The organism is Pseudomonas sp. WS 5411, from assembly GCF_012985595.1.
In the GTDB taxonomy this organism is placed as follows: domain Bacteria; phylum Pseudomonadota; class Gammaproteobacteria; order Pseudomonadales; family Pseudomonadaceae; genus Aquipseudomonas; species Aquipseudomonas shahriarae.
In genome coordinates, this window is the sequence record NZ_JAARMC010000002.1 from 366,723 (window position 1) to 387,836 (window position 21,114).

The 21,114-nt window shown below is 62.3% G+C and carries 16 protein-coding genes; 2 read left to right on the plus strand and 14 right to left on the minus strand.

Annotated elements, in window-relative coordinates:
• Positions 1-10: 10 nt before the first annotated feature.
• The 8 genes from hutH to hutC all read right to left on the minus strand — a co-directional run bounded on the left by hutH (position 11) and on the right by hutC (position 9,441).
• Complete coding sequence (gene hutH, locus HBR93_RS05460) at positions 11-1,534, minus strand: histidine ammonia-lyase (RefSeq protein ID WP_169959936.1); 1,524 nt, start codon at positions 1,532-1,534, stop codon at positions 11-13.
• A gap of 135 nt (positions 1,535-1,669) precedes the next feature.
• Positions 1,670-2,494 carry a glycine betaine/L-proline ABC transporter ATP-binding protein gene (locus HBR93_RS05465; RefSeq protein WP_120731304.1) on the minus strand — a complete coding sequence of 275 codons (825 nt, stop codon included), beginning with the start codon at positions 2,492-2,494 and terminating at the stop codon, positions 1,670-1,672.
• Complete coding sequence (locus tag HBR93_RS05470) at positions 2,491-3,342, minus strand: proline/glycine betaine ABC transporter permease (RefSeq protein WP_057437170.1); 852 nt, start codon at positions 3,340-3,342, stop codon at positions 2,491-2,493. Before HBR93_RS05470 ends, HBR93_RS05465 begins: the two co-directional genes overlap by 4 nt.
• 72 nt (positions 3,343-3,414) lie before the next feature.
• Entirely contained in the window at positions 3,415-4,383 is a 969-nt protein-coding gene (locus HBR93_RS05475; RefSeq protein WP_169959937.1) for an ABC transporter substrate-binding protein, read from the minus strand.
• Between the two features lie 68 nt (positions 4,384-4,451).
• The gene (locus HBR93_RS05480; RefSeq protein ID WP_169959938.1) at positions 4,452-5,921 is read right to left on the minus strand and encodes a cytosine permease; all 1,470 of its coding nucleotides are present in this window, start codon (positions 5,919-5,921) and stop codon (positions 4,452-4,454) included.
• Positions 5,922-6,096: 175 nt separating this feature from the next.
• Complete coding sequence (gene hutU, locus HBR93_RS05485) at positions 6,097-7,782, minus strand: urocanate hydratase (RefSeq protein WP_057437164.1); 1,686 nt, start codon at positions 7,780-7,782, stop codon at positions 6,097-6,099.
• 391 nt (positions 7,783-8,173) lie between these two features.
• Complete coding sequence (locus HBR93_RS05490) at positions 8,174-8,734, minus strand: HutD family protein (RefSeq protein ID WP_169959939.1); 561 nt, start codon at positions 8,732-8,734, stop codon at positions 8,174-8,176.
• Positions 8,731-9,441 (minus strand): histidine utilization repressor, encoded by a 711-nt coding sequence (gene hutC / locus HBR93_RS05495; protein ID WP_233093227.1) that lies wholly within the window; start codon positions 9,439-9,441, stop codon positions 8,731-8,733. Before hutC ends, HBR93_RS05490 begins: the two co-directional genes overlap by 4 nt.
• 147 nt (positions 9,442-9,588) lie before the next feature.
• Between hutC and HBR93_RS05500 the strand changes: the two genes are divergently transcribed.
• Both HBR93_RS05500 and HBR93_RS05505 read left to right on the plus strand, forming a co-directional pair.
• A complete protein-coding gene (locus HBR93_RS05500; RefSeq protein WP_169959941.1) occupies positions 9,589-10,953 on the plus strand; it encodes a formimidoylglutamate deiminase in 1,365 nt (454 codons plus the stop codon).
• 338 nt (positions 10,954-11,291) lie between these two features.
• Positions 11,292-11,600: a hypothetical protein gene (locus tag HBR93_RS05505; protein ID WP_169959942.1), complete on the plus strand. Its 309-nt coding sequence runs from the start codon at positions 11,292-11,294 to the stop codon at positions 11,598-11,600.
• A 48-nt stretch (positions 11,601-11,648) separates the two neighbouring features.
• Here the strand turns inward: HBR93_RS05505 and HBR93_RS05510 are convergent, their stop codons facing one another.
• The 6 genes from HBR93_RS05510 to HBR93_RS05535 all read right to left on the minus strand — a co-directional run bounded on the left by HBR93_RS05510 (position 11,649) and on the right by HBR93_RS05535 (position 20,878).
• Positions 11,649-12,218: a lipocalin family protein gene (locus HBR93_RS05510; RefSeq protein WP_032862264.1), complete on the minus strand. Its 570-nt coding sequence runs from the start codon at positions 12,216-12,218 to the stop codon at positions 11,649-11,651.
• A 30-nt stretch (positions 12,219-12,248) separates the two neighbouring features.
• Positions 12,249-12,503, minus strand: coding sequence for a lipoprotein (locus HBR93_RS05515; RefSeq protein ID WP_038445326.1), 255 nt, complete (start codon positions 12,501-12,503; stop codon positions 12,249-12,251).
• A gap of 237 nt (positions 12,504-12,740) precedes the next feature.
• A complete protein-coding gene (locus HBR93_RS05520; protein WP_057437154.1) occupies positions 12,741-13,751 on the minus strand; it encodes a class 1 fructose-bisphosphatase in 1,011 nt (336 codons plus the stop codon).
• 111 nt (positions 13,752-13,862) lie between these two features.
• On the minus strand, positions 13,863-15,200 hold the full coding sequence (locus HBR93_RS05525) for a DUF3999 domain-containing protein (RefSeq protein WP_169960033.1): 1,338 nt from the start codon (positions 15,198-15,200) through the stop codon (positions 13,863-13,865).
• Positions 15,200-18,271 carry a DUF2339 domain-containing protein gene (locus HBR93_RS05530; protein ID WP_169959943.1) on the minus strand — a complete coding sequence of 1,024 codons (3,072 nt, stop codon included), beginning with the start codon at positions 18,269-18,271 and terminating at the stop codon, positions 15,200-15,202. The genes HBR93_RS05525 and HBR93_RS05530 overlap by 1 nt, the downstream gene beginning before the upstream one ends.
• Before the next feature lie 156 nt (positions 18,272-18,427).
• A complete protein-coding gene (locus tag HBR93_RS05535; RefSeq protein WP_115127180.1) occupies positions 18,428-20,878 on the minus strand; it encodes a glycogen/starch/alpha-glucan phosphorylase in 2,451 nt (816 codons plus the stop codon).
• Positions 20,879-21,114 lie beyond the last annotated feature (236 nt).

Sequence of the window (21,114 nt, forward strand, 5' to 3'; positions counted from 1 at the left end):
GAAATAGGGTTCAGTGCAAATTCGGTAAAGCGTGGTTCAACAAATCGGTGTTCTTGAGCAGTGCCGCCGTGGTCGCGATGTCCGGCGCCAACCAACGGTCCTGTTCATAGGCCGGGACGTGCTCGCGCAGCAGGCGCCAGGCGGTGTGGGTGCCGGCGCCGAAGCCTTGTGCCTTGAGGAACTCAAAGGCCTGGGCCGCCAGCAGGTATTCGATGGCGAGGATCTGGGTGAGGTTTGCCAACACTGAGTGCAGCTTGAGCGCGGCGTTGGTGCCCATGCTCAGATGGTCTTCCTGCAGGCCCGAGGTGACGAAGTTGTCGAGCACTGCCGGCTGCGCCAGTTGGCGATTCTGCCCACAGAGGGAAGCGGCGACGTACTGCACGATCATCATCCCCGAGTTGACCCCCGGATTGCTCACCAGGAATGCCGGCAAGCCGCTGACGTGGGGGTTGATCAGGCGGTCCAGGCGGCGCTCGGCGATGGAGCCGATTTCCGCCATGGCGATGGCCAGCATATCCGCCGCCAGCGCCACGGACTGGCCGTGGGGGTTGGCCTGGGACACCACGCGGTAGTTGTCCGGCGTGCCCAGCAGCAGTGGGTTGTCGGTGGCACCGTTGAGTTCGGTTTCGATCTGCCGGGTGGCGTGCTCCAGTTGATCGCGGGCGGCGCCGTGGACCTGGGGGATCGAACGGATGCTCAGCGCGTCCTGGGTACGAATGCCACGGCTGGCGGCAATCACCTCGCTGCCCTCGAGCAGGGCCCGCAGGTTACTGCCGACCTGCTGCATGCCGGGGTGTGGCTTGAGGGCGATGATCTGCTCGTCGAAGGCGTCGATCTGCCCGCGCTGTGCTTCAAAACTCATGGCGCCGATCACATCGGCCCATTGCAGCAAGTGGTGGGCATCGGCCAGGGCCAGGCAGCTCAGGCCACTCATGCATGGCGTGCCATTGACCAGGCACAGGCCGTCCTTGGCGCCGAGCACCACCGGCTGCAGGCTTTCGGCGGCGAGCGCCGCCTGGGCCGTCACAATCTGGCCGCGATAGCTGACATTTCCCACACCCAGCAGGGCAATGCCGATATGGGCCATGTGGGTCAGGTAGCCCACCGAGCCCTGGGACGGCACATGCGGGGTGATGCCATGGTTGAGCAGCGCCAGCAGCGAATGCACCACCTGCGGATGCAGGCCGGACTTGCCCTGGCTGAAGTTGATGATGGCCGCGCAGATGATCGCGCGGGTCTGTTCATCACTCAGCGGCGCGCCCACACCACAGGCGTGGCTGAGCAAGGTGTTGCGCGACAGTTGGCTCAGTTGCTCGCCCTTGAGCGACACATTGCACAAGGCGCCCAGGCCGGTGTTGACGCCATAGGCCCGCTCGCCGCTGGTGACGATGCGTTGCACGATGGCCTGGGCATTGTCGATCCGCGCCCAGGCCGGGCCCGACAGCTCCAGTTCGGCGCCGAAGCGCGCGACGGCAACCACGTCCTGCCAGTGCAGGGGGGTGTCGGCGATGATGATTTTTTTAGCCTGGGACATCTTCATACCTTCTTCAAATTTTTGCGGCCTTGCCGGCCTCATCGCGGGCAAGCCCGCTCCCACATTTGGAATGCGTTCCCCTGTGGGAGCGGGCTTGCTCGCGAAGAGGCCAGCCAACTCACCACAAACCCCCGCTCAGACCACCGCCGCCCGCCGCTGAACAAACCGGTCCACATACTCATCCGCCGGCGAATGCAAGATCTCCCGCGGCGTGCCGACCTGGATCAACTTGCCGTCCTTGAGGATCGCGATGCGGTTGCCGATGCGCACGGCCTCATCCAGGTCGTGGGTGATAAACACGATGGTCTTGTGCAGGGTCTTTTGCAGCTCCAACAACTGGTCCTGCATCTCGGCGCGGATCAGTGGGTCAAGGGCGCTGAACGCCTCGTCCATCAGGATGATGTCGGTGTCGGCCGCCAGGGCCCGGGCCAGGCCCACGCGCTGGCGCATGCCGCCCGACAACTGGTGCGGGTATTTGCTTTCGTAGCCCTTCAGGCCCACGGTTTCGATCCAGTGCAATGCACGCTCGGTGCACACTGGCTTGGTTTCACCGCGCACTTTCAGGCCATAGGCGACGTTGTCCAGCACGCTCTTGTGGGGCAGCAGGCCGAAGCTCTGGAACACCATGCTGATCTTGTGCCGGCGGAACTGGCGCAGGGCTTCCATATCCAGTTGCAGGATGTCTTCGCCGTCCACCAGGATCGCGCCGCTGGTGGGGTCGATCAGGCGGTTGAAGTGGCGCACCAGGGTGGACTTGCCGGAACCCGACAGGCCCATGATCACAAAGATCTCGCCGGTACCGATGCTCAGGGACAGGTCATTCACGCCCACCACACAACCGGTCTGTGCCAGCACCTGGTCCTTGGTCTGGCCTTGGCCAATAAGCGCCAGGGCTTCCTGCTCACGCGCACCGAAAATCTTGAATACGTTTTTCACTTCGATCTTGCTGACAGTAGTCATTTGCTCGCCTCATGCCGTGGACGACCATAGGCCTGGGTAATGCGGTCGATGACCACTGCGAGAATCACAATCGCCAGGCCAGCCTCCAGGCCGCGCCCGACGTTAAGGGTCTGGATGCCCACCAATACGTCTTCACCCAAGCCACGGGCGCCGATCATCGAGGCGATCACCACCATCGACAGGGCCATCATGGTGGTCTGGTTGATCCCGGCCATGATGCTCGGCAGGGCCAGCGGCAGTTGCACGCCAAACAGTTGCTGCCAGCGGTTGGCGCCGAAGGCATTGATGGCTTCCATCACTTCCCGGTCCACCTGGCGAATGCCCAGGTCGGTCAGGCGAATCAGCGGCGGCGCGGCGTAGATCACCGTGGCGAAAATCGCCGGCACCTTGCCCAGGCCAAACAGCATCAGTACCGGGATCAGGTACACGAAGCTGGGCATGGTCTGCATGATGTCCAGCAGCGGCATCAACACCGAGCGCAGGCGATTGCTGCGCGCCGAGAGAATGCCCAGGGGAATGCCGATCAGCACCGAGATCACCGTGGCCACCATCATCAGCGCCAGGGTCTGCATCAGCTTGTCCCACAGGCCGACCGCACCCACCAGGAACAACAGGCCGACGATCACCGCCGTGGTCAGCACCTTGCGGGTGGCGTGCCAGGCAACGCCGCCGACTATCGCCAGCATCAGCCACCAGGGTGCCGCGCGTAGCAGGCCTTCCAGGTTGACGATGGCCCACAGCAAGGTGTCGGAGATCTGCCGGAACACATCGCCGTAATTGGTCACCAGTGCATCGACCCAACCGTTGACCCAGTCGGCGATGGAAAACGTAAAACTCTCAGGAAACATAACGTGCTCTCGATCCAGTGGAGTGTGGCCGGGTGCCCGGCTGCCTGTTCAGGGTAGCCGGGGGCACTGGGCCTACAAGGCCGCGTCGATTTTCTTGGCTGCGTCTTCACTGACCCAGGCGTGCCAAACCTGCGGGTGCTCCTTGAGGAAGATCTTCGCCAGCTTCGCCGAATCAATGCGCTCTTTGCTCATGCGCGCCAGGTTCTGGTTGAGCAGGTCTATGGGCAGGTTGACCTTCTCCAGCACCGCCACCAGTTCCGGGGCCTGCTCGTAGAAAGTCTTGGACAGGCCGACCTTGATGGTCACGCGTTTATCCACACCGGGTTTTTCGTCGAGTTTGACCAGGTCCACCTGGCCCATCAGCGGCGTCGGCGACCAGTAGTAGAACAGGATCGGCTCGCCACGCTTGTAGCTCGACAGCACCGCCGCATCCAGCGCCGGGCCGGTGCCAGGGCGGAAGTTGGTGTAGGAACTTTCCAGGCCATAGCTCTTGAGCATTTCGCTGTTGTCCAGCTCGCAGGTCCAGCCGGCCGGGCAGTTGTAGAAGCGGCCTTTGGCGGGCTCTTCCTGGTCCTTGAACACCGCAGAATACTTGGCCAGGTCGGCGATGTTTTTCAGGTCCGGGGCCTTGGCTTCGAGCTTGCGCTTGGTGTCGCCTTCGATCACATAGCGCGGCACGTACCAGCCTTCAACCGCACCGACCACAGGGGCGCCGACACCCACGACCTTGCCGGCCTTCTCGGCCTTGTTCCACACTTCGCTACGGCCAACCCACTCTTCGGCGAAGATCTGGATATCGTTGCTGCCCAGGGCGTTTTCCATGGTGATGGAATTGCCCGGCAGGCTATCGGTTTTGCAGTCGTAGCCTTTTTCCAGGACCACTTGCAGGACGTCGGTCAGCAACATGCCGCTTTCCCAGTTCAGGCCGGCGAACTTCACCGGTTTGCCCGACTCGCACCAACCGGCCGCCTGGGTGGCGCCAGCACTGGCCAACAGGCCGGCGGCGAGCAATGGGGTCAGCAGGGTCTTATGCATTCTCATTATGTGACGCTCCCAATCATGAAATGGATTACGGCAGTCAAAAGGCATCCTGCCTTGTCCACGTCCCATCAGGCTTGTGTAATCAGCCCGTTGTTTTTAGGGGTAGCTATAGCTGTAGCGCCCTGCTCTATCGGCAAAATCAGTCGTTCAGGCATTGCGCCGTGCCATTTTTTTGCACACACGTAATACAGGGCGGCGGGCAGTACCAGGCCGATGATCCAGGAAATATCCACCCCGCCCAGGCTGGCCACCAGGGGGCCGGTGTAGAACTTGGTGGCGATGAACGGCAACTGCACCAGCACCCCGAACACATAGACGCTGATACCCAGCAGGTTCCAGCGGCCGTAGCGACCGTTCGGATCGGCCAGTGCCGGCACGTCATAGCGGTCGCGGGTGATGCAGTAGTAGTCCACCAGGTTGATCGCGCTCCAGGGTGTAAAGAACGCCAGCAAAAACAGGATGAAGGACTTGAACGCACTGAGGAACGAGTGCTGGCCGAGCAACGCGATCAGGGTCGCCGCACCGACGATCAGCAGCACGAAAACCAGGCGCTGCAGGCGCGTGACCTCCATGCGCCCACGAAAGCCGCTGACGATGGTCGCAATGCACATAAAGCTGCCGTAGGAGTTCAGCGTGGAGATGGTGACCTTGCCGAATGCGATGCTGAAGTACAGCAATGCCGCCGTGGCCCCCGTGCCGCCCAGACCTACGATGTAGGCCACTTCGTTACCGGCAAATTTCCCATTGGACATCGCAGCGGCAAACACGCCGAGGATCATCGCCACCTGGGCGCCAATGACCGAACCTGCGCCTGCGGCCAGAAAGGTTTTCACCGAGGACGTGTTGCGCGGCAGGTAGCGGGAATAGTCAGCCACATAAGGCCCAAAGGCGATTTGCCAGGAGGCCGCGAGCGACACCGCGAGCAGGAAGCTGCTCCAGCTGAAGTGGCGGATTTGCAGGAGTGCGCCAACGTCGGTCTGGCTCATCAGGCGGCTGAACAGGTAGACAAAGGCAATCACGCCAATGACGCTGGCGACACGGCCGATGAAATGGATCACCCGGTAACCGAGCACCGTGACCAGCACGATGACACTGGCGAAAATCAGAATGCCGACACTGTCGCTGACCCCAAACAACTGGCCCAGCGCCTGGCCGGACAGCACCGTGCCGGTGGCGGTGAAACCGAGGTACATCAAACACACCAGCACAATCGGGATGGCTGCGCCATACACACCGAACTGCACCCGGCTGGAAATCATCTGCGGCAGGCCAAGCCTGGGCCCTTGCGCCGCATGCAACGCCATCACGCCGCCGCCCAGCAGTTGACCGATCAACAGACCGATCAACGACCAGAACACATCACCGCCCAGCACCACGGCCAGGGCCCCGGTGACAATCGCGGTGATTTGCAGGTTGGCGCCCATCCACAGGGTGAACTGGCTCAATAGACGACCGTGTCTTTCCGCTTCCGGGATGTAGTCGATCGAACGCCTTTCGATCAACGGGGTGGAGCTTGCACGCGCGTCTTTTGCAGCCATGGGTGTTCAACCTCTAATGGATTGTTTTCGGTGGTGCGGCTCAAACATGTTTCAAATACACAACGGGTCAAATGTGGGAGCTGGCTTGCCTGCGATTGCATCACTGTGGCCTGCCTGACAGACCCAGTCGCCCGCATCGCAGGCAAGCCAGCTCCCACAGAAACCGAGCCAGGCGTTACTTGATCATTGGCAGGTTCAGGCCCTGCTCCTTGGCGCAATCAATCGCGATCTGGTAACCCGCATCAGCATGACGCATCACCCCGGTGGCCGGGTCGTTGTGCAGCACGCGGGCAATACGCTCGGCGGCTTCGTCGGTGCCGTCGCAGACGATGACCATGCCGGAGTGCTGGGAGAAGCCCATGCCCACGCCGCCACCGTGGTGCAGCGAAACCCAGGTCGCGCCGCTGGCGGTGTTGAGCAGGGCGTTGAGCAGCGGCCAGTCGGACACGGCATCGGAACCGTCCTGCATGGATTCGGTTTCGCGGTTGGGGCTGGCCACCGAGCCGGAGTCCAGGTGGTCACGGCCGATCACCACCGGTGCCGACAGTTCGCCGCTGCGTACCATCTCGTTGAATGCCAGACCGAGCTTGGCGCGTTGGCCCAGGCCAACCCAGCAGATGCGCGCCGGCAGGCCCTGGAAGCTGATGCGCTCGCGGGCCATGTCCAGCCAGTTGTGCAGGTGGGCGTCGTCGGGGATCAGCTCTTTGACCTTGGCGTCGGTCTTGTAGATGTCCTGCGGGTCGCCCGACAGTGCCGCCCAACGGAACGGGCCGATGCCACGGCAGAACAGCGGGCGGATGTAGGCCGGTACAAAGCCTGGGAAGTCGAAGGCATTTTCCACGCCTTCTTCCTGCGCCATCTGACGGATGTTGTTGCCGTAGTCGAAGGTCGGTACGCCCATCTTCTGGAAGTCCAGCATCGCCTTGACGTGTACGGCCATCGACTGCTTGGCGGCCTTGATCACGGCAGCCGGCTCGGTCTTGGCACGGGCGCGGTACTGCTCCCAGGTCCAGCCGGCTGGCAGGTAACCATTGAGTGGGTCGTGGGCGCTGGTCTGGTCGGTGACCATATCCGGGCGCACGCCGCGCTTGACCAGTTCCGGGAGGATTTCGGCAGCGTTGCCCAGCAGGGCGATGGAGATGGCCTTGCCTTCCTTGGTGTACTTGGCGATGCGCGCCAGGGCGTCGTCGAGGTCGCTGGCTTGTTCGTCGACATAACGGCTGTTCAAGCGGAAGTCGATACTGACCTGCTGGCATTCAATGTTCAGCGAGCACGCGCCGGCCAGGGTCGCGGCCAGCGGTTGGGCGCCGCCCATGCCGCCGAGGCCGGCAGTGAGCACCCAACGGCCTTTGAGGTTGCTGTCGTAATGTTGGCGACCGGCCTCAACGAAGGTTTCGTAGGTGCCCTGGACGATGCCCTGGCTGCCGATGTAGATCCAGCTGCCGGCAGTCATCTGGCCGTACATGGCCAGGCCCTTGGCATCCAGTTCGTTGAAATGCTCCCAACTGGCCCAGTGCGGTACCAGGTTGGAGTTGGCGATCAGTACACGCGGGGCATTGCTGTGGGTCTTGAACACGCCGACCGGCTTGCCGGATTGCACCAGCAGGGTTTCGTCGTCGTTCAGGTTGGTCAGGCTTTCGACGATCTGGTCGTAGCATTCCCAGTTACGCGCCGCACGGCCGATACCGCCGTACACCACCAACTCTTTCGGGTTCTCGGCCACTTGCGGGTCGAGGTTGTTCATCAGCATGCGCAGCGGCGCTTCAGTCAGCCAGCTTTTGGCGGTGAGCGTGTTGCCACGGGCGGCGCGGATTTCAACGTCGCGGTACTTGGTAGGTTTGTTCTGGGAAAAGTCAGTCACAAAAAACTCCTCAGCAATCGATGCGCGAACACGATGGTGCGAAGAGGATGTTTAGCGACTCTTATGCACACACCTTTACTTGTACATACAAGCATATGCAATCTGACTGCCAACTTGGGAAGTCCGTGCTGAAGATTTATTGCCGAGGCGCGTGTAAGCCTTGGAAATAAAGGCTTAAAGGCTTTATGAAATTTCTGAAAGGGGTGATTTGAAGCGCTGGAGGATTGCTACAAAGGCAGGGCATTGCGCCATGCTGGGGCATTCGGTAACAACTTGGTGCGGGCCTGGAAACAGATTGTGCAGCCTCTACATATCCATGTGGGAGCTGGCTTGCCTGCGATAGCCACTTGTCTGACACACCGCAATCGCAGGCAAGCCAGCTCCCACAGATTTAATCGCGTGCGGTCAGTTCGATCAGGCAGCAGCGGCCTGTCACGTTGATATCCAGCAAGCCACTGTTACCGTCCACCTGCAAACAATCATGATGGCCCAGCACTTCGCCCAGCACCTTCACCTCATCAGCCACACTGAACACCAGCACAGTGTTCGCGGAACTGAAAAACTGCTGCACCCCATCCACCCACTGCAAACGTGCGTGGTAACGCTGGGGCGCGTAGATCAGGTTGAAGTCGCGAATCGGCCCGGTGATCAGGCGGCACACCACCTGGCTTTCACCTTTGAAGGCAAACGGTTGCAGCGGTAACAACCCGCGCTGCTCTTCACCGTCCACGGTCAGCACCATGCCCGCACCCTGGATCACGGTGATGACCCGTTGATACCCGGCAAACGTGGAAAAGCCGCCCGACTCACTGATATCGGCAATCGACAGGCGCCAGCCAAAACCTTCCAGGCCGTGGCCGGCATCACGGGTGATTTCTTCGGTGCTGCCGCCGCCGTTTTTCCACGGCATGCGTACGTAATCGGCAGCACGCCAGACCTTGACTGCACTCATTTGCTGAAACGTCCTTCGAGGCTATGGCGGGAACCGGGGTGGATCAGGCGTGCGGCAGTCACCGGCTGGCGCCCGGACCAGGTGCGCCGGCGAATCAGCAGGCAAGGCTCGCCGGTCTCGATCTGCAGCAGCTTGCATTCCTGCGGGTCGGCCAGGATCGCTTCCACCACATGCTCGCCCTCGGTCAGCGGCGCCACCTGGTTGAGATAGGCGTACGGGGTTTGCTGGGTGAAATCCTGTTGCAGGTATTCCGGTGCCACCAAAGCGTTGACGAAACGGTCTTCGATTTGCACCGGGATATCGTTTTCGTAGTGCACGATCAGCGAGTGGAACACCCGCCCGCCTTCACGCATTTCCAGGGCCACGGCGCGCTCGGAACCGGCGGCTTCTTCGCCCAGGGTAATCACCTTGCAGGTGTGGCGATGGCCGCGGGAGGCGATCTCATCGGCGATGTTATGCACCTCGAACAGCGCCGACTGGCTCTTGGGCTCGGCGACAAAAGTGCCGACGCCTTGCATGCGCACCAGCAGACCTTCGGCGGTCAGCTCCCGCAGGGCCCGGTTGATGGTCATTCGGCTAAAGCCCAGTTGGTTGACCAACTCGCTTTCCGACGGCACGCGATAGTGCGGCGGCCAGTTGCCGTTGAGAATCTGCTGGCTGATCATCTGCTTGACGCGGGCATACAAGGGCGCCGGACTTTCGTCCATGTGGGCAGCCAGCGGGGACTTGGCGGGCGGAGTCGGCACGGGGAATCCTTGCAGGGGGAAAAGATGCATAGATTGCCGGAGTTTACCGAGCAGGCAAACGTCTGTATATGTATATACAAATAAACACACGACCGGGGTGCCTTGATCATGTCCGCTTTCTTTGCCGAACGCGCGCTGCTGCCTAATGGATGGGCCACTGATGTACGCCTTGAAGTCAGCGCCGATGGCCTGCTGACCAACGTGATGGCCAATGCCAGTGCAGGCGGCGCCGAGCGGCTGAGAGGCCCGTTGTTACCCGGCATGCCGAACCTGCATTCCCACGCGTTTCAACGGGCCATGGCGGGGCTGGCGGAGGTCGCCGGCAACCCCAATGACAGTTTCTGGACCTGGCGCGACCTGATGTACCGCATGGTCGGCCAGATCAGCCCCGAGCAATTGCAGGTCATCGCCCGCCAGCTGTATATCGAGATGCTCAAGGCCGGCTACACCTCGGTCGCCGAGTTCCACTATGTGCATCACGACATCAGCGGCCAGCCTTACGCCGACCCCACCGAACTGTCGCGCCAGATCAGCCAGGCGGCGGCCAGCAGCGGGATCGGCCTGACCTTGCTGCCAGTGCTCTACAGCCACTCGGGCTTTGGCGGCCAGGCGCCGAACGACGGCCAGCGCCGCTTTATCAACAGCACCGATAACTACCTGGAGCTGCAAGCGCGCCTGCAACCGATCCTGGCCGCGCAACCGGCGCAGCAACTGGGCCTGTGTTTCCACTCATTGCGCGCAGTGACCCCGCAACAGATCAGCGCGGTATTGGCCGCCAGCGATAAGAGCTGCCCGGTGCATATCCACATCGCCGAACAGCAAAAGGAAGTCGATGACTGCCTGGCCTGGAGTGGCAAGCGCCCGCTGCAATGGCTGTATGACAATGTGAACGTCGACCAGCGCTGGTGCCTGGTGCACGCCACCCACGCCAACTCCGACGAAGTGACATTGATGGCCAACAGCCGGGCGATTGCCGGGCTGTGCCTGACCACTGAGGCCAACCTGGGCGACGGGATTTTCCCGGCGGTGGATTTCCTGGCCCAGGGCGGGCGCATGGGGATTGGTTCGGACAGCCATGTGTCATTGAGCGTGGTCGAAGAACTGCGTTGGCTGGAATACGGCCAGCGCCTGCGCGACCAGCGGCGCAACCGCCTGTATCGCAGCGATCAACCGATGGTCGGCCGCACCCTGTATGACGCAGCACTGGACGGCGGCGCCCAGGCGCTGGGGCAACCGATTGGTCGCCTGGAAGTCGGCAAGCGTGCAGACTGGCTGGTGCTGGACGGCAATGATCCGTACCTGGCGACGGCCAGTGCAGACGGGATTCTCAACCGCTGGCTGTTTGCCGGGGGTGATCGGCAGGTGCGTGATGTGTTGGTCAACGGCCAGTGGGTGGTGCGCGATGGGCATCATGCGGGCGAGGAAGAGAGCAGCCGGGCCTTCACGCAAGTCCTGAGAGACTTGTTGTCTTAAGAACAACCCATAACCCATGTGGGAGTGTTGGTCATGGTTTGTAAAGGGCCAGCAAGGCGTGTCCCTTTAAATTGCAGGACGTTTCCGAGACAATCCCTGCCGCCTTGTGCCTGTTGGATTCGATGGCTAGCCTGCGGTCTGTCACTGCTCATCAGTGATCGGGTTTAGTCGCCCGGCACATCACAAGGCGCATGGTCACATGAAGTTTTATGGCGGCTGTGCGCAGGGCACCCTCGGGTGCGCCGGATTCCTTGTGGCCGGTCGACTAACCTGCGTACAGCCGCCACCCTTCGTTTAGTCGCGACGGACCGGCTCCGATTCTCACAAGGAGCTTCACCATGCATAAAATTGTCCCCGACCCACCCAGCGACCCCGCCAAAGACCGCGCCGCCTTCAACCGCGCCATCGACCACTACCTGCCGACCCAAGATGCTCACAGTGCCCGCGACGATTTGAGCTTCGAAGACGCCCTGCTCTACACCGCCAGCCTGCTGGACAGTGCGTCAGCGACGGCGCTCGATTGTGGAGAGATGCTGCAAAGCCCCGAACGGGCAAAGGTGTTGGCGGTGTGGCATTTACTGGAGATCGCCAAGACCACGGTTGATCGATCCATTGCATACCTGCACCCCGCCACGGCCAGAACCTGAGGGCAAAAAAAAGGCGGGTTTATTAAAAAACCCGCCCTTTGTTTCGCATTACTGCGAGGTCTTGGCCATCTGCTTGTCCGACGTACGCCAGATCAAACGTGTGGTGTCGTAACCCTGCTGGCGCGCCCTGCTCAGCAGGTCTTCGCGGGTGTCGGCACTGACGGTCGGCGTGCGTGACAGCAGCCACATATAGCGCCGGCTCGGGCTGCCGACGATGGCGGTCTTGTAGTCATCGCTGACGTACAACACCCAGTAATCGCCCTTGGCCACGCCCGGTAGCAACGCGGTGAACCAGTTATTGAATTCGACCCACAGCTTGTCGGTCTTGCCCGGGACCTGCGGCGTGGCCGTGCCCTTGGCTTCTTCCCACTTCCACTCGGTGGTCAGGCAGCGATTGAACACTGACATGTCGCCATCCGGCAGCAGGGAGTAACGGGCCTCGGATTGCGCGCAGTTGCGCTGGAAGTACATGGGCAGGCGGGCCAGTTCGTACCAGGTGCCCTGGTAACGCTTGAGGTTGACGCTGCCGACAGTCTTGGGTTGCAGATCATCGCCAGAATGGCTGGCGCAGCCTGCCAAAAACAGGCTGGCGCAAAGGTATAAAACAAAACGCATCATTCTTCTTCTCCCGCAGGCTTGCGCCCCGGTTTACTTCAGGCCTTGCCCGGAAAACATCAGAACTTTGTCACCGGCGTACTGCACGCTGATAAAGCTGTTTTTATCGCCCCAGGTGCAACTGGACATGCCCAGTGCGCCAGAACAATCGGTGGGCTTACCCAACAGCGACTCCACCTCGGCCTTGGCCATGCCAGCCGAGAGCTTCTGGTAATTTTCCTGGGTGACCTTGCTGCAAGCGGCCAACAGCACGCAAAAGCACAAGAGGGCGAGACGGCGTAACGACATGGTAGAGCTCCTGGAGGGACACGCAGCAGTGGGGGTCTGCCAGAAGCTTAGAAGGGAAAAGGGGGGTCTGGTTCCCGCAAGGCAAAAACAAAAAAAGCCCCGAATCGCTGAAACGTTTCGGGGCCTTGGTCTGGCGCATGATTCATTGTAAAAGCGAGCCGGCTCGCGAAAAACATCCAGCCAACGCAGCGCTGCGCCGGGAATACTTCGCGAGCAAGCCTGCTCCTACAGAAGGCCTTAGGCCTTGTGGTAACCCGTCACACGCGCCACTTCTTCCTTGGACCCCAGGAACACCGCCACACGCTGGTGCAGGCCTTCAGGCTGGATGTCGAGGATGCGCTGGTGGCCGTCAGTCGACGCACCGCCCGCCTGCTCAACCAGGAACGACATCGGGTTGGCTTCGTACATCAGGCGCAGTTTGCCTGGCTTGGACGGCTCGCGGCTGTCGCGTGGGTACATGAACAGACCGCCACGGGTCAGGATGCGGTGTACGTCGGCAACCATCGCGGCCACCCAGCGCATGTTGAAGTTTTTCTTCAGCGGGCCTTCTTCGCCTTCCATCAACTCGTTGACGTAGCGCTTGACCGGTTCTTCCCAGTGGCGCTGGTTGGACATGTTGATCGCGAATTCCTGGGTCGAGGCAGGAATGGAGATGTCTTCGTGAGTCAGCACAAAGCTGCCCATTTCGCGGTCCAGGGTAAAGCCCTTGACGCCATCACCCAGGGTCAGCACCAGCATGGTCTGTGGGCCGTAGATCGCATAGCCGGCAGCAACCTGCTCGGTGCCTGGCTGCAGGAAGGCCTTTTCGTTCAGCGCTTCGTTCTGGCTCAGGTATTCGTTAGGGCAACGCAGTACCGAGAAGATGGTGCCGACTGGCGCGTTGATGTCGATGTTCGACGAGCCGTCCAGCGGGTCGAATACCAACAGGTACGCGCCTTTAGGGTATTTGCCCGGGATCTGGTAGGCATTGTCCATTTCTTCGGACGCCATGCCGGCCAGGTGACCGCCCCATTCGTTGGCTTCGAGCAGGATTTCGTTGGAAATCACGTCGAGTTTCTTCTGCACTTCGCCTTGCACGTTTTCAGTGCCCATGCTGCCCAGGACGCCGCCCAGCGCGCCTTTGGACACGGCGTGGCTGATTTCCTTGCAAGCACGCGCCACCACTTCGATCAGGAAGCGCAGATCGGCAGGGGTGTTGTTGCTGCGGGTCTGCTCAATCAAATAGCGACTCAGGGTAACGCGGGACATGGACGGCTCCGGAGAATGGGGGGCTAAAAACCCGCGCAGTTTAGCGCGAGTCGGGGCGCATTTCCTCCTATCAGACGAGATAACCCTGACAGAGTTCATGTAGGCCCCGGCTCAGGGCCTGGTAGGCGGCTTGCGCAACAGGTTGTAGGCCATCGCCCCAAGTGCCGCTACGCCCAGCAGCAATACGGCCCACAGGCCGATTGTCTGCCAGTTGATACCTGCGGCATTTGGCGCGGCTGGCGGGTTGGCGTGCCATTCGCCATCGACCCGAGCCTGGCCCAGAGCCGCGAGGCGCTGGGGTTGGTAGTCGGGAATCAGGGTCGTCAACGGCAGGTTCGCAGCCTTGGCCGACGGGTTGCCCAGCGCCAGGGTAAACGGCGGTTCGCCCCGCGCCAGGAACACCACTTGCGTGGCCCGCACAGCAAAACTCAACGCCGGCGCCTGCGCGCCCAGGCCACCGCCCCGCTCGTCTACGTCCAGCTTGAGTTGCCGTACCGGGTAACCCGGCAACTGCAATTGATCCTGGGTGACTTCTTGCCCGCCCTGCGTCAACCGATAGAGCAAACCACGGCTCAATGGCTGCCATGCCTGCTTGCTGTCCTGCCGCCCTTGCAGACCCACCGGCGCCAGGCTGTTGGGCTGGCGCAACTCAACGCGCACCCGCTCGATGCTTAACACGCCAGGCAACTGCCAGCTGTACTGCCCAGGCTCCAGGCTGCTGCCGGCCAATGGCTCGGACCACACCAGCGACAACGGCAGGCTGCTGGTGCTCTGCACTTCAATGGAGGTCAACTCGGGCGCGGCCTGGCCTTGCCATAGCAGGCGCAGGTAGCGCGCTGGCTGCCCTGGCAAGGCGACTTCACGCTGCTCCACCCGTTCGTCGGCAAATGCCAGGCGCGCCACCTGCCCGTCGCCCCAGGAGCGCCAGTGCTGCAAATCGTCACTGGCTTCGATACTGAAACGCTGGAAGCCATCATGCTCGGCAGCCCAATCGAGGATCAGTTTTTGCAACGGCGCCTTGATTGCACTGGCATCCAGCAGCCAGCCGCGTCGCACCTGCGCGCCGGCCGGCGCCTCGCTGGACGGCTGCACCTGCACCAGGGTGCCCGTGGCGCTGGATTGCACGCGCACGCTGGGCACACTGTCGCTGGCGTTGTCGGCGGCATACAGCGGGAAGCCCTTCAGCCGGGCCAGGTTGTTTGCGCTTGCGGGCGACTGCCGCACTAATGCATATGCCTGGGGCTCGCCCGCCGCGTTGAACACCCGCAGGTCACTGAGATCGGCCTGACGGGCGCTCAATTGCACCGCCAGCGGCAACTCCAGGCGATACCAGGGGCCTTCGCCGCTGACCGTCAGCGGCACTTTGGCGGTGAAGTCTGCGGGGCCTTCTGCGGCCGACGCCGATAACGCGGCGCACAGGCCCACCAGTGCAATGCTCAGTTTGCCGATCAAGAGGACGCTCCTTGGGTTTGAATCTCAGGTTCGCTGCGTTTGGGCGGCAACGGAGCGAAATAGCCCACCACCAGCAACAGCCCGCCCACGCCGATAAACGACACGATCCGCTCCAGCCCGCCACGGTTGCTCAACTCGACGAGGAACAACTTGGCGACCACCACGCCGATCAGCACCGCGCCGACCAGCCACACTTCCCGGCGATTGCGCAGGTGCCCGCCGATCATCAGGCCCAGGGCAATCAGGGTCCAGACAATCGACAGCCCGGCCTGCACCAGCATCGAGTCAAGCAACGCATCCAGATCAAACGGCACGCCGCCCCAATGGTGCGCTGCGCGCATCACCAGTGCGGTGAAGAAGGCAAACAGCGAGACCCCGGCAACGCCCTGGGCAATCCACGGGGTGCGGCCGCCCAGTTGCGGCGCCGCGCTGCGCGCCCACAGGTACACGCCCAGCAGCGCAAACAGCAGGCCAAGATCCAAGGGGTTGAGCAACGGCACATACGGCAATGGCCTGGCCGTGCCGTCGCTGAACATATTCGCCAACCAGAACCACACCAGCATCAGCGCGGCCAACGGCAGCGCGGCCAGCAGGCGATATTCGCGTGAATAAGCCGATAGCGGCCACGGCCACTGGCGCGGCACAGCAATGGCTATCAGGTACAGGCTTGGGAAAATCGCCCAGCCCAGCCAGCGCCAGGCGTTGTATTGCACCGAAAGCACCAACAGGCCGTAGCGCAATTCCAGGGCCAGCATGCCGATCAGCATCCAGCAGCCCAGCACGTGGGCGACGCTCAAGGCTTTTGCCGCCGCCAGGTCGGCCAAATAACGCAGCGCGATGAAATGCACGGCGAACACCGCAAGCCAGGCCAACCAGCCCCATTCGGCCGCCGGGTGGTAATAGCGATGCAACGACACCAATACCACCAGCGCCACCGCCGGCATCAGTAACAGGCAGAGGGTGCCCAGCGCTGCCCAGCGCAAGCGCAACGCCAACAACGTCCACAGCGCTGCACTGGCCGCTGCCGCCGCCAACAGGAAGGTGGCTTGCAGCTCTGGCGGGGTGAAACGCAGCACTTCGTGGTTCAGCGCCAATACCCACCACGCCGCGCCCCAGGCCAGCAGGCCGTTGGATACATGGGGCAACTTGAGTCGTCGATCACTGCCCCGCAAGCGCCAGGCGCCGACAAATGCGGCCAACCCGACCACCATCGGCGCCCAGAAACCGATATGCCGGAACGCCGGCAGTTCTTCGCCACCCCAGGATGTCAGCGTAACCAAAGCCCCCGCCAGCACCTGCACGCCAAGCGCGCAGAACAGGAAGGTGCGCGAAGCGATAGACACGCCGACAAACACCGTCACCAGTCCCGCCAGCGCCCAACTGATCGCGGTGCCCTGCTCGGCCACCAGCAACGGCGCCAGCAGGTACACAAAACCCAGGCCAAGGCCGGCCAGGACCGGCAAGCCCTGGCGCTCCCACTTCGAGGTCTGCTCCAGCGCGGCCGTGCGCAGTTGCTGGAAGCTGAACAGCAACGCCACGCCGAGCAACAAGGCGCCCAGCGCCGCGCCGTCCAGCAGCGTGTGTTCGCCCACGTCCAGTTCGCTGAGAAACGCCAGCGCCGAGCCCAGTTGCAACAGCAGGCCAAACGCCCGCGCCAACGAGCGTTGCTGACGCAGACCGAGCCAAAGGATGCCGGCGCCTTCCACCGCCCAGGCCGCCGCGGTCCAGCGCGCGTCCAGGCCCAGCGGGATCGCCAGGCTGGCGAAGATCACACCCAGGGCCAGGCAGGTTTCTGCCAGCAACACAGTGCGCCCACCGCTAAGCACCCGCGCCAGGACCATATAGATGATGCCCAATGCCAACGCACTGAAGGCCGGGGCGAAGGCCAAGTGCTGCACCAGGGTGAACTGCAAGCCAAATGCCACAAGCGGCGGGCCGAACAGCAGGCCGCCATCCACATAATCGCCCTTGGCCGCCGACCAGCGCAGCAGCGCGGCACGGCTGTCATCGGCCGGGGCGTCGGCCGTTTCCAGGAGTTTGCGTCGCGCAAACAGCAAGCCGATGGCCAGGTACATCAGGAAAAACAGAATCAGGAACGGCTCGGTACTCCACAGCAGTTCCGGTGTGTAAGAGCGAATACCCCAGGCAAACCCGATACCGAAGGTGCCGGCAAAGCCAATCACATTGAGCAAGCGCCAGGCCTTGAACCAGGCGATGGCGAGGATCCCGGCGTTGAGCAGGGCGAAGTAGCTGAACAACGCCACATGGTTGCCCTCGCCGGTGGACGCGAGGATTGGCGCGGCAAACCCGCCGAGCGCGGCGGCGCAGGCCAGGCCGATGGCGTCCTGGGTAATCGCCAGGATCGCCGAAAACACCGTCACCGCCACCAACAGGCCCAGTGCCGCGCTCGGATCGAGCAATGGGTGCAGGCGCATGGCGGCGAACACCGTCAGGTACAACACGGCGATGCCCGCGCCTTGCAGGATCAGCGCATAACTGCCCCGGCGCAGGCGCAGCCACCACCCCAGGCCCAGCAAGCCCAGGGCGCAGGCAGCGACACCGGCGTAGCGCAGCTCGATGGGCACCACCATGCCTTCGGTGGCATAACGCAGCAAAAATGCCAGGCCGAGGAACAACAGCACCACGCCGACCCGCAGCACGGTATTGCCGCCCAGCAGCCAGTTGCGCGCGGCGCCGATGGCACGTTCGATCAGGTTGGGGCTACGGGGGATTTCGGGTTCAGCTTCGCGGGCAACGGCGGCCGGTTTCCACAGGTCGTCCGGCAGCGGCGGGCTCGGTTCGGGAGCCGGGGTGGATTGCAGTTCGGCGGGCAACTCCCAGACCAGCTCTGGGGCGGGCGCGGGTTCGGCCATGGACGGTTCAACCTGAGGCGGCTTTTCCAGCAGCGCGAGGCGTTGCTCCAGCGCCTTCAGGGCACTGCCGAGGTGCGACAGGCGAATGGCCTGGCCAATCCCCAAACCCAGCAGTGCACCGAAGCCTGCATCACTGAACGATTCATCCAGCGCCCAGCCGAGCACCAGGCCAATCAGCATGAACATCCATTGCATGGTCCAAATCCCTAAGCAAACCGAGACCCAGTATATAGACGCATAACCCATGTGGGAGCGGGCTTGCTCGCGATAGCGGTGCATCAGTCACCTATTTGCTAACTGACGTACCGCTATCGCGAGCAAGCCCGCTCCCCCATTTTGCTCCTGCGGCGTTTAGTCCAGGGCTTTCCAGATCTCGGTCGCATATTCCCGGATGGTGCGGTCCGACGAGAACCACCCGGTACGCGCGGTATTGAGCACCGCCGAACGCCACCATTCCTTGGAGTCATGCCAATGGGCTTCGACCCGCGCCTGGGCGTCCCAGTAGGAATCAAAATCGGCGCACACCAGGAAGCGGTCGTAGTCGATCAACGAATCAATCAGCCCCACATAGCGCCCTGGATCATCCGGCGAGAACACCCCGCCACGAATCGCCTGCAGCACATCGTTCAGGCGATGGGAGGCGGCGATTTCGGGAGCGGCGCTGAACTCACCGGCCTGTTTACGCGCTTCCACCTGTTCGGCACTCAGGCCGAAGATAAACATATGCTCGCCGCCGATGCGCTCGTGCATCTCCACATTGGCGCCGTCCATGGTGCCGATGGTCAATGCGCCATTGAGGCCGAACTTCATATTGCTGGTGCCCGAGGCCTCGAAGCCGGCGGTGGAGATCTGCTCCGACAGGTCAGCGGCCGGGATGATGTTTTCCGCGAGGCTGACGTTGTAGTTAGGCAGGAACACGACCTTGAGCAAACCACGCACGGTCGGGTCGTTGTTCACCGTACGGGCGATGTCGTTGGTCAACTTGATGATCAGCTTGGCCTGGTGATAGCTGGCCGCCGCCTTGCCGGCGAAGATCTTCACCCGCGGCACCCAATCCACCTCGGGCTCGGCACGAATCGCCTGGTACAGGGCGACGGTGTGCAACAGGTTCAGCAACTGGCGCTTGTACTCGTGGATGCGTTTGACCTGCACGTCGAACATCGCCGCCGGGTTGACCGCGATCCCCAGGCGTTCATGGATGATATCGGCCAGCACGCGCTTGCTGTGCAGGCGTTGCTCGGCAAAGGCTTTGCGAAATGCCTGTTTCTCGGCAAAGGTTTCCAGCTCCACCAGGCGCTGTTCCATATTGTCGAGAATATCCGGGCCCAGGGCTTCCACCAGCATCGCGGTGAGCTTGGGGTTGGCCTGGAACAGCCAGCGGCGGAAGGTAATGCCGTTGGTCTTGTTGTTGATACGCTCGGGGTAGAGCTTGTGCAGTTCGGAGAACACCGTGCTGCGCATCAACTGCGTGTGCAACCCGGACACGCCGTTGACGCTATGGGAGCCGAGGAACGCCAGGTTGCCCATGCGCACACGCCGGCCGTTGTCCTCTTCGATCAGCGAGACGGCGCGCAGTACATCGAAATCGTGGATGCCCTTGGCCCGCAGCGAATCAATGTGCTGGGCGTTGATCAGGTAGATGATCTGCATGTGCCGGGGCAACATGCGTTCCATCAGGCCCACCGGCCAGGTCTCCAGGGCTTCGGGGAGCAGGGTGTGGTTGGTGTAGGACAGCGTCTCCACCGTGACCTGCCAGGCCGCCTCCCAGGCAATATCGTGCAAGTCGACCAACTGGCGCATCAACTCAGCCACGGCGATGGACGGGTGGGTGTCGTTGAGCTGGATGGCCGCGTGCTCGCCCAGGCTCAGGACCGAGCCGTGCATGTTTTTGTGGCGCCGCAGCAGGTCTTGCAGGGAGGCCGAGACGAAGAAGTATTCCTGGCGCAGGCGCAGTTCCTGCCCCGCTTCGGTGCTGTCGGCCGGGTAAAGCACCCTGGAGATGCTTTCGGCACGGGCCACTTCGGCGACGGCGCCCAAATGGTCGCCGGCATTGAAACGCTCCAGGTGCAGGTCTTCCACGGCCCGCGCGCGCCACAGGCGCAAGGTGTTCACACTGGCACCGCGCCAGCCGACCACCGGGGTGTCGTAGGCCACCGCGCGCACGGTTTCATTGGGCGACCAGACCTGGATCGACTTGCCGGACGCATCCAGCACGGTCTCGACACTGCCGCCAAAACCGATCGGGTAGATCACCTCGGCGCGCTCGAACTCCCAGGGGTTGCCGAAATCCAGCCAGCGCTCGGTCTGTTCCTGCTGCCAGCCATCGACAATCGCCTGGCGAAACAGCCCGTGCTCGTAGCGAATGCCATAACCATGGCCGGCAATGCCCAGGGTCGACATGCTTTCCATAAAGCACGCGGCCAGGCGCCCCAGGCCACCGTTGCCCAGGGCCGCATCGGGCTCCAGCAGGCGAATGCGCTCCAGGTCCACACCCAACTCGCCGACAGCTTCGCGCGCCACCTCCCACAGGCCGAGGTTGCTCAGGCTGTCAAACAGCAGACGGCCGATCAGGAACTCCAGGGACAGGTAGTACACCCGCTTCTGCCCGCTGCGGTAGATACGCCGGGTGTGGTCCATCCAGTGCTCGACCATATGGTCGCGCGCCGCCAGGGCAATGGCTTCGAACCAGTCGTGGTCGAAGGCGTGATCGGGGTCCTTGCCCACCGCATAAGTGAGTTTGGTCAAGACAGCATCGCGAAACGCGGCTACCTCTGCTTCTCGTGCAAGCGGTTCCTGAGACATCGGTGCAACCTCGGGCGAGATAGAAGAAGGGAAATCCTAGAGCCTAGACGGTCTGACCCATGGCATGGCTGACGGTTCGGCAGTTTTTTCACTCATTCACGCATACCGGTTTTAGATGCAGGGGCCGTGCCCGTTTGCACGTCGGACCGGCCTTTGAGCCGAAACCCGCAAAATATTGTTCAAAAAATCACCAATCCCGGTATCATCGCGCGCCCGGACAAAGCCCCTCTTGGAAA

Excerpts from the sequence above, each read along its gene's own strand:
- hutH (WP_169959936.1), bottom strand. The coding sequence starts at position 1,534 with ATGTCCCAGGCTAAAAAAATCATCATCGCCGACACCCCCCTGCACTGG.
- HBR93_RS05465 (WP_120731304.1), bottom strand. The coding sequence starts at position 2,494 with ATGACTACTGTCAGCAAGATCGAAGTGAAAAACGTATTCAAGATTTTC.
- HBR93_RS05470 (WP_057437170.1), bottom strand. The coding sequence starts at position 3,342 with ATGTTTCCTGAGAGTTTTACGTTTTCCATCGCCGACTGGGTCAACGGT.
- HBR93_RS05475 (WP_169959937.1), bottom strand. The coding sequence starts at position 4,383 with ATGAGAATGCATAAGACCCTGCTGACCCCATTGCTCGCCGCCGGCCTG.
- HBR93_RS05480 (WP_169959938.1), bottom strand. The coding sequence starts at position 5,921 with ATGGCTGCAAAAGACGCGCGTGCAAGCTCCACCCCGTTGATCGAAAGG.
- HBR93_RS05490 (WP_169959939.1), bottom strand. The coding sequence starts at position 8,734 with ATGAGTGCAGTCAAGGTCTGGCGTGCTGCCGATTACGTACGCATGCCG.
- hutC (WP_233093227.1), bottom strand. The coding sequence starts at position 9,441 with ATGGACGAAAGTCCGGCGCCCTTGTATGCCCGCGTCAAGCAGATGATC.
- HBR93_RS05500 (WP_169959941.1), top strand. The coding sequence starts at position 9,589 with ATGTCCGCTTTCTTTGCCGAACGCGCGCTGCTGCCTAATGGATGGGCC.
- HBR93_RS05505 (WP_169959942.1), top strand. The coding sequence starts at position 11,292 with ATGCATAAAATTGTCCCCGACCCACCCAGCGACCCCGCCAAAGACCGC.
- HBR93_RS05510 (WP_032862264.1), bottom strand. The coding sequence starts at position 12,218 with ATGATGCGTTTTGTTTTATACCTTTGCGCCAGCCTGTTTTTGGCAGGC.
- HBR93_RS05515 (WP_038445326.1), bottom strand. The coding sequence starts at position 12,503 with ATGTCGTTACGCCGTCTCGCCCTCTTGTGCTTTTGCGTGCTGTTGGCC.
- HBR93_RS05520 (WP_057437154.1), bottom strand. The coding sequence starts at position 13,751 with ATGTCCCGCGTTACCCTGAGTCGCTATTTGATTGAGCAGACCCGCAGC.
- HBR93_RS05530 (WP_169959943.1), bottom strand. The coding sequence starts at position 18,271 with ATGCAATGGATGTTCATGCTGATTGGCCTGGTGCTCGGCTGGGCGCTG.
- HBR93_RS05535 (WP_115127180.1), bottom strand. The coding sequence starts at position 20,878 with ATGTCTCAGGAACCGCTTGCACGAGAAGCAGAGGTAGCCGCGTTTCGC.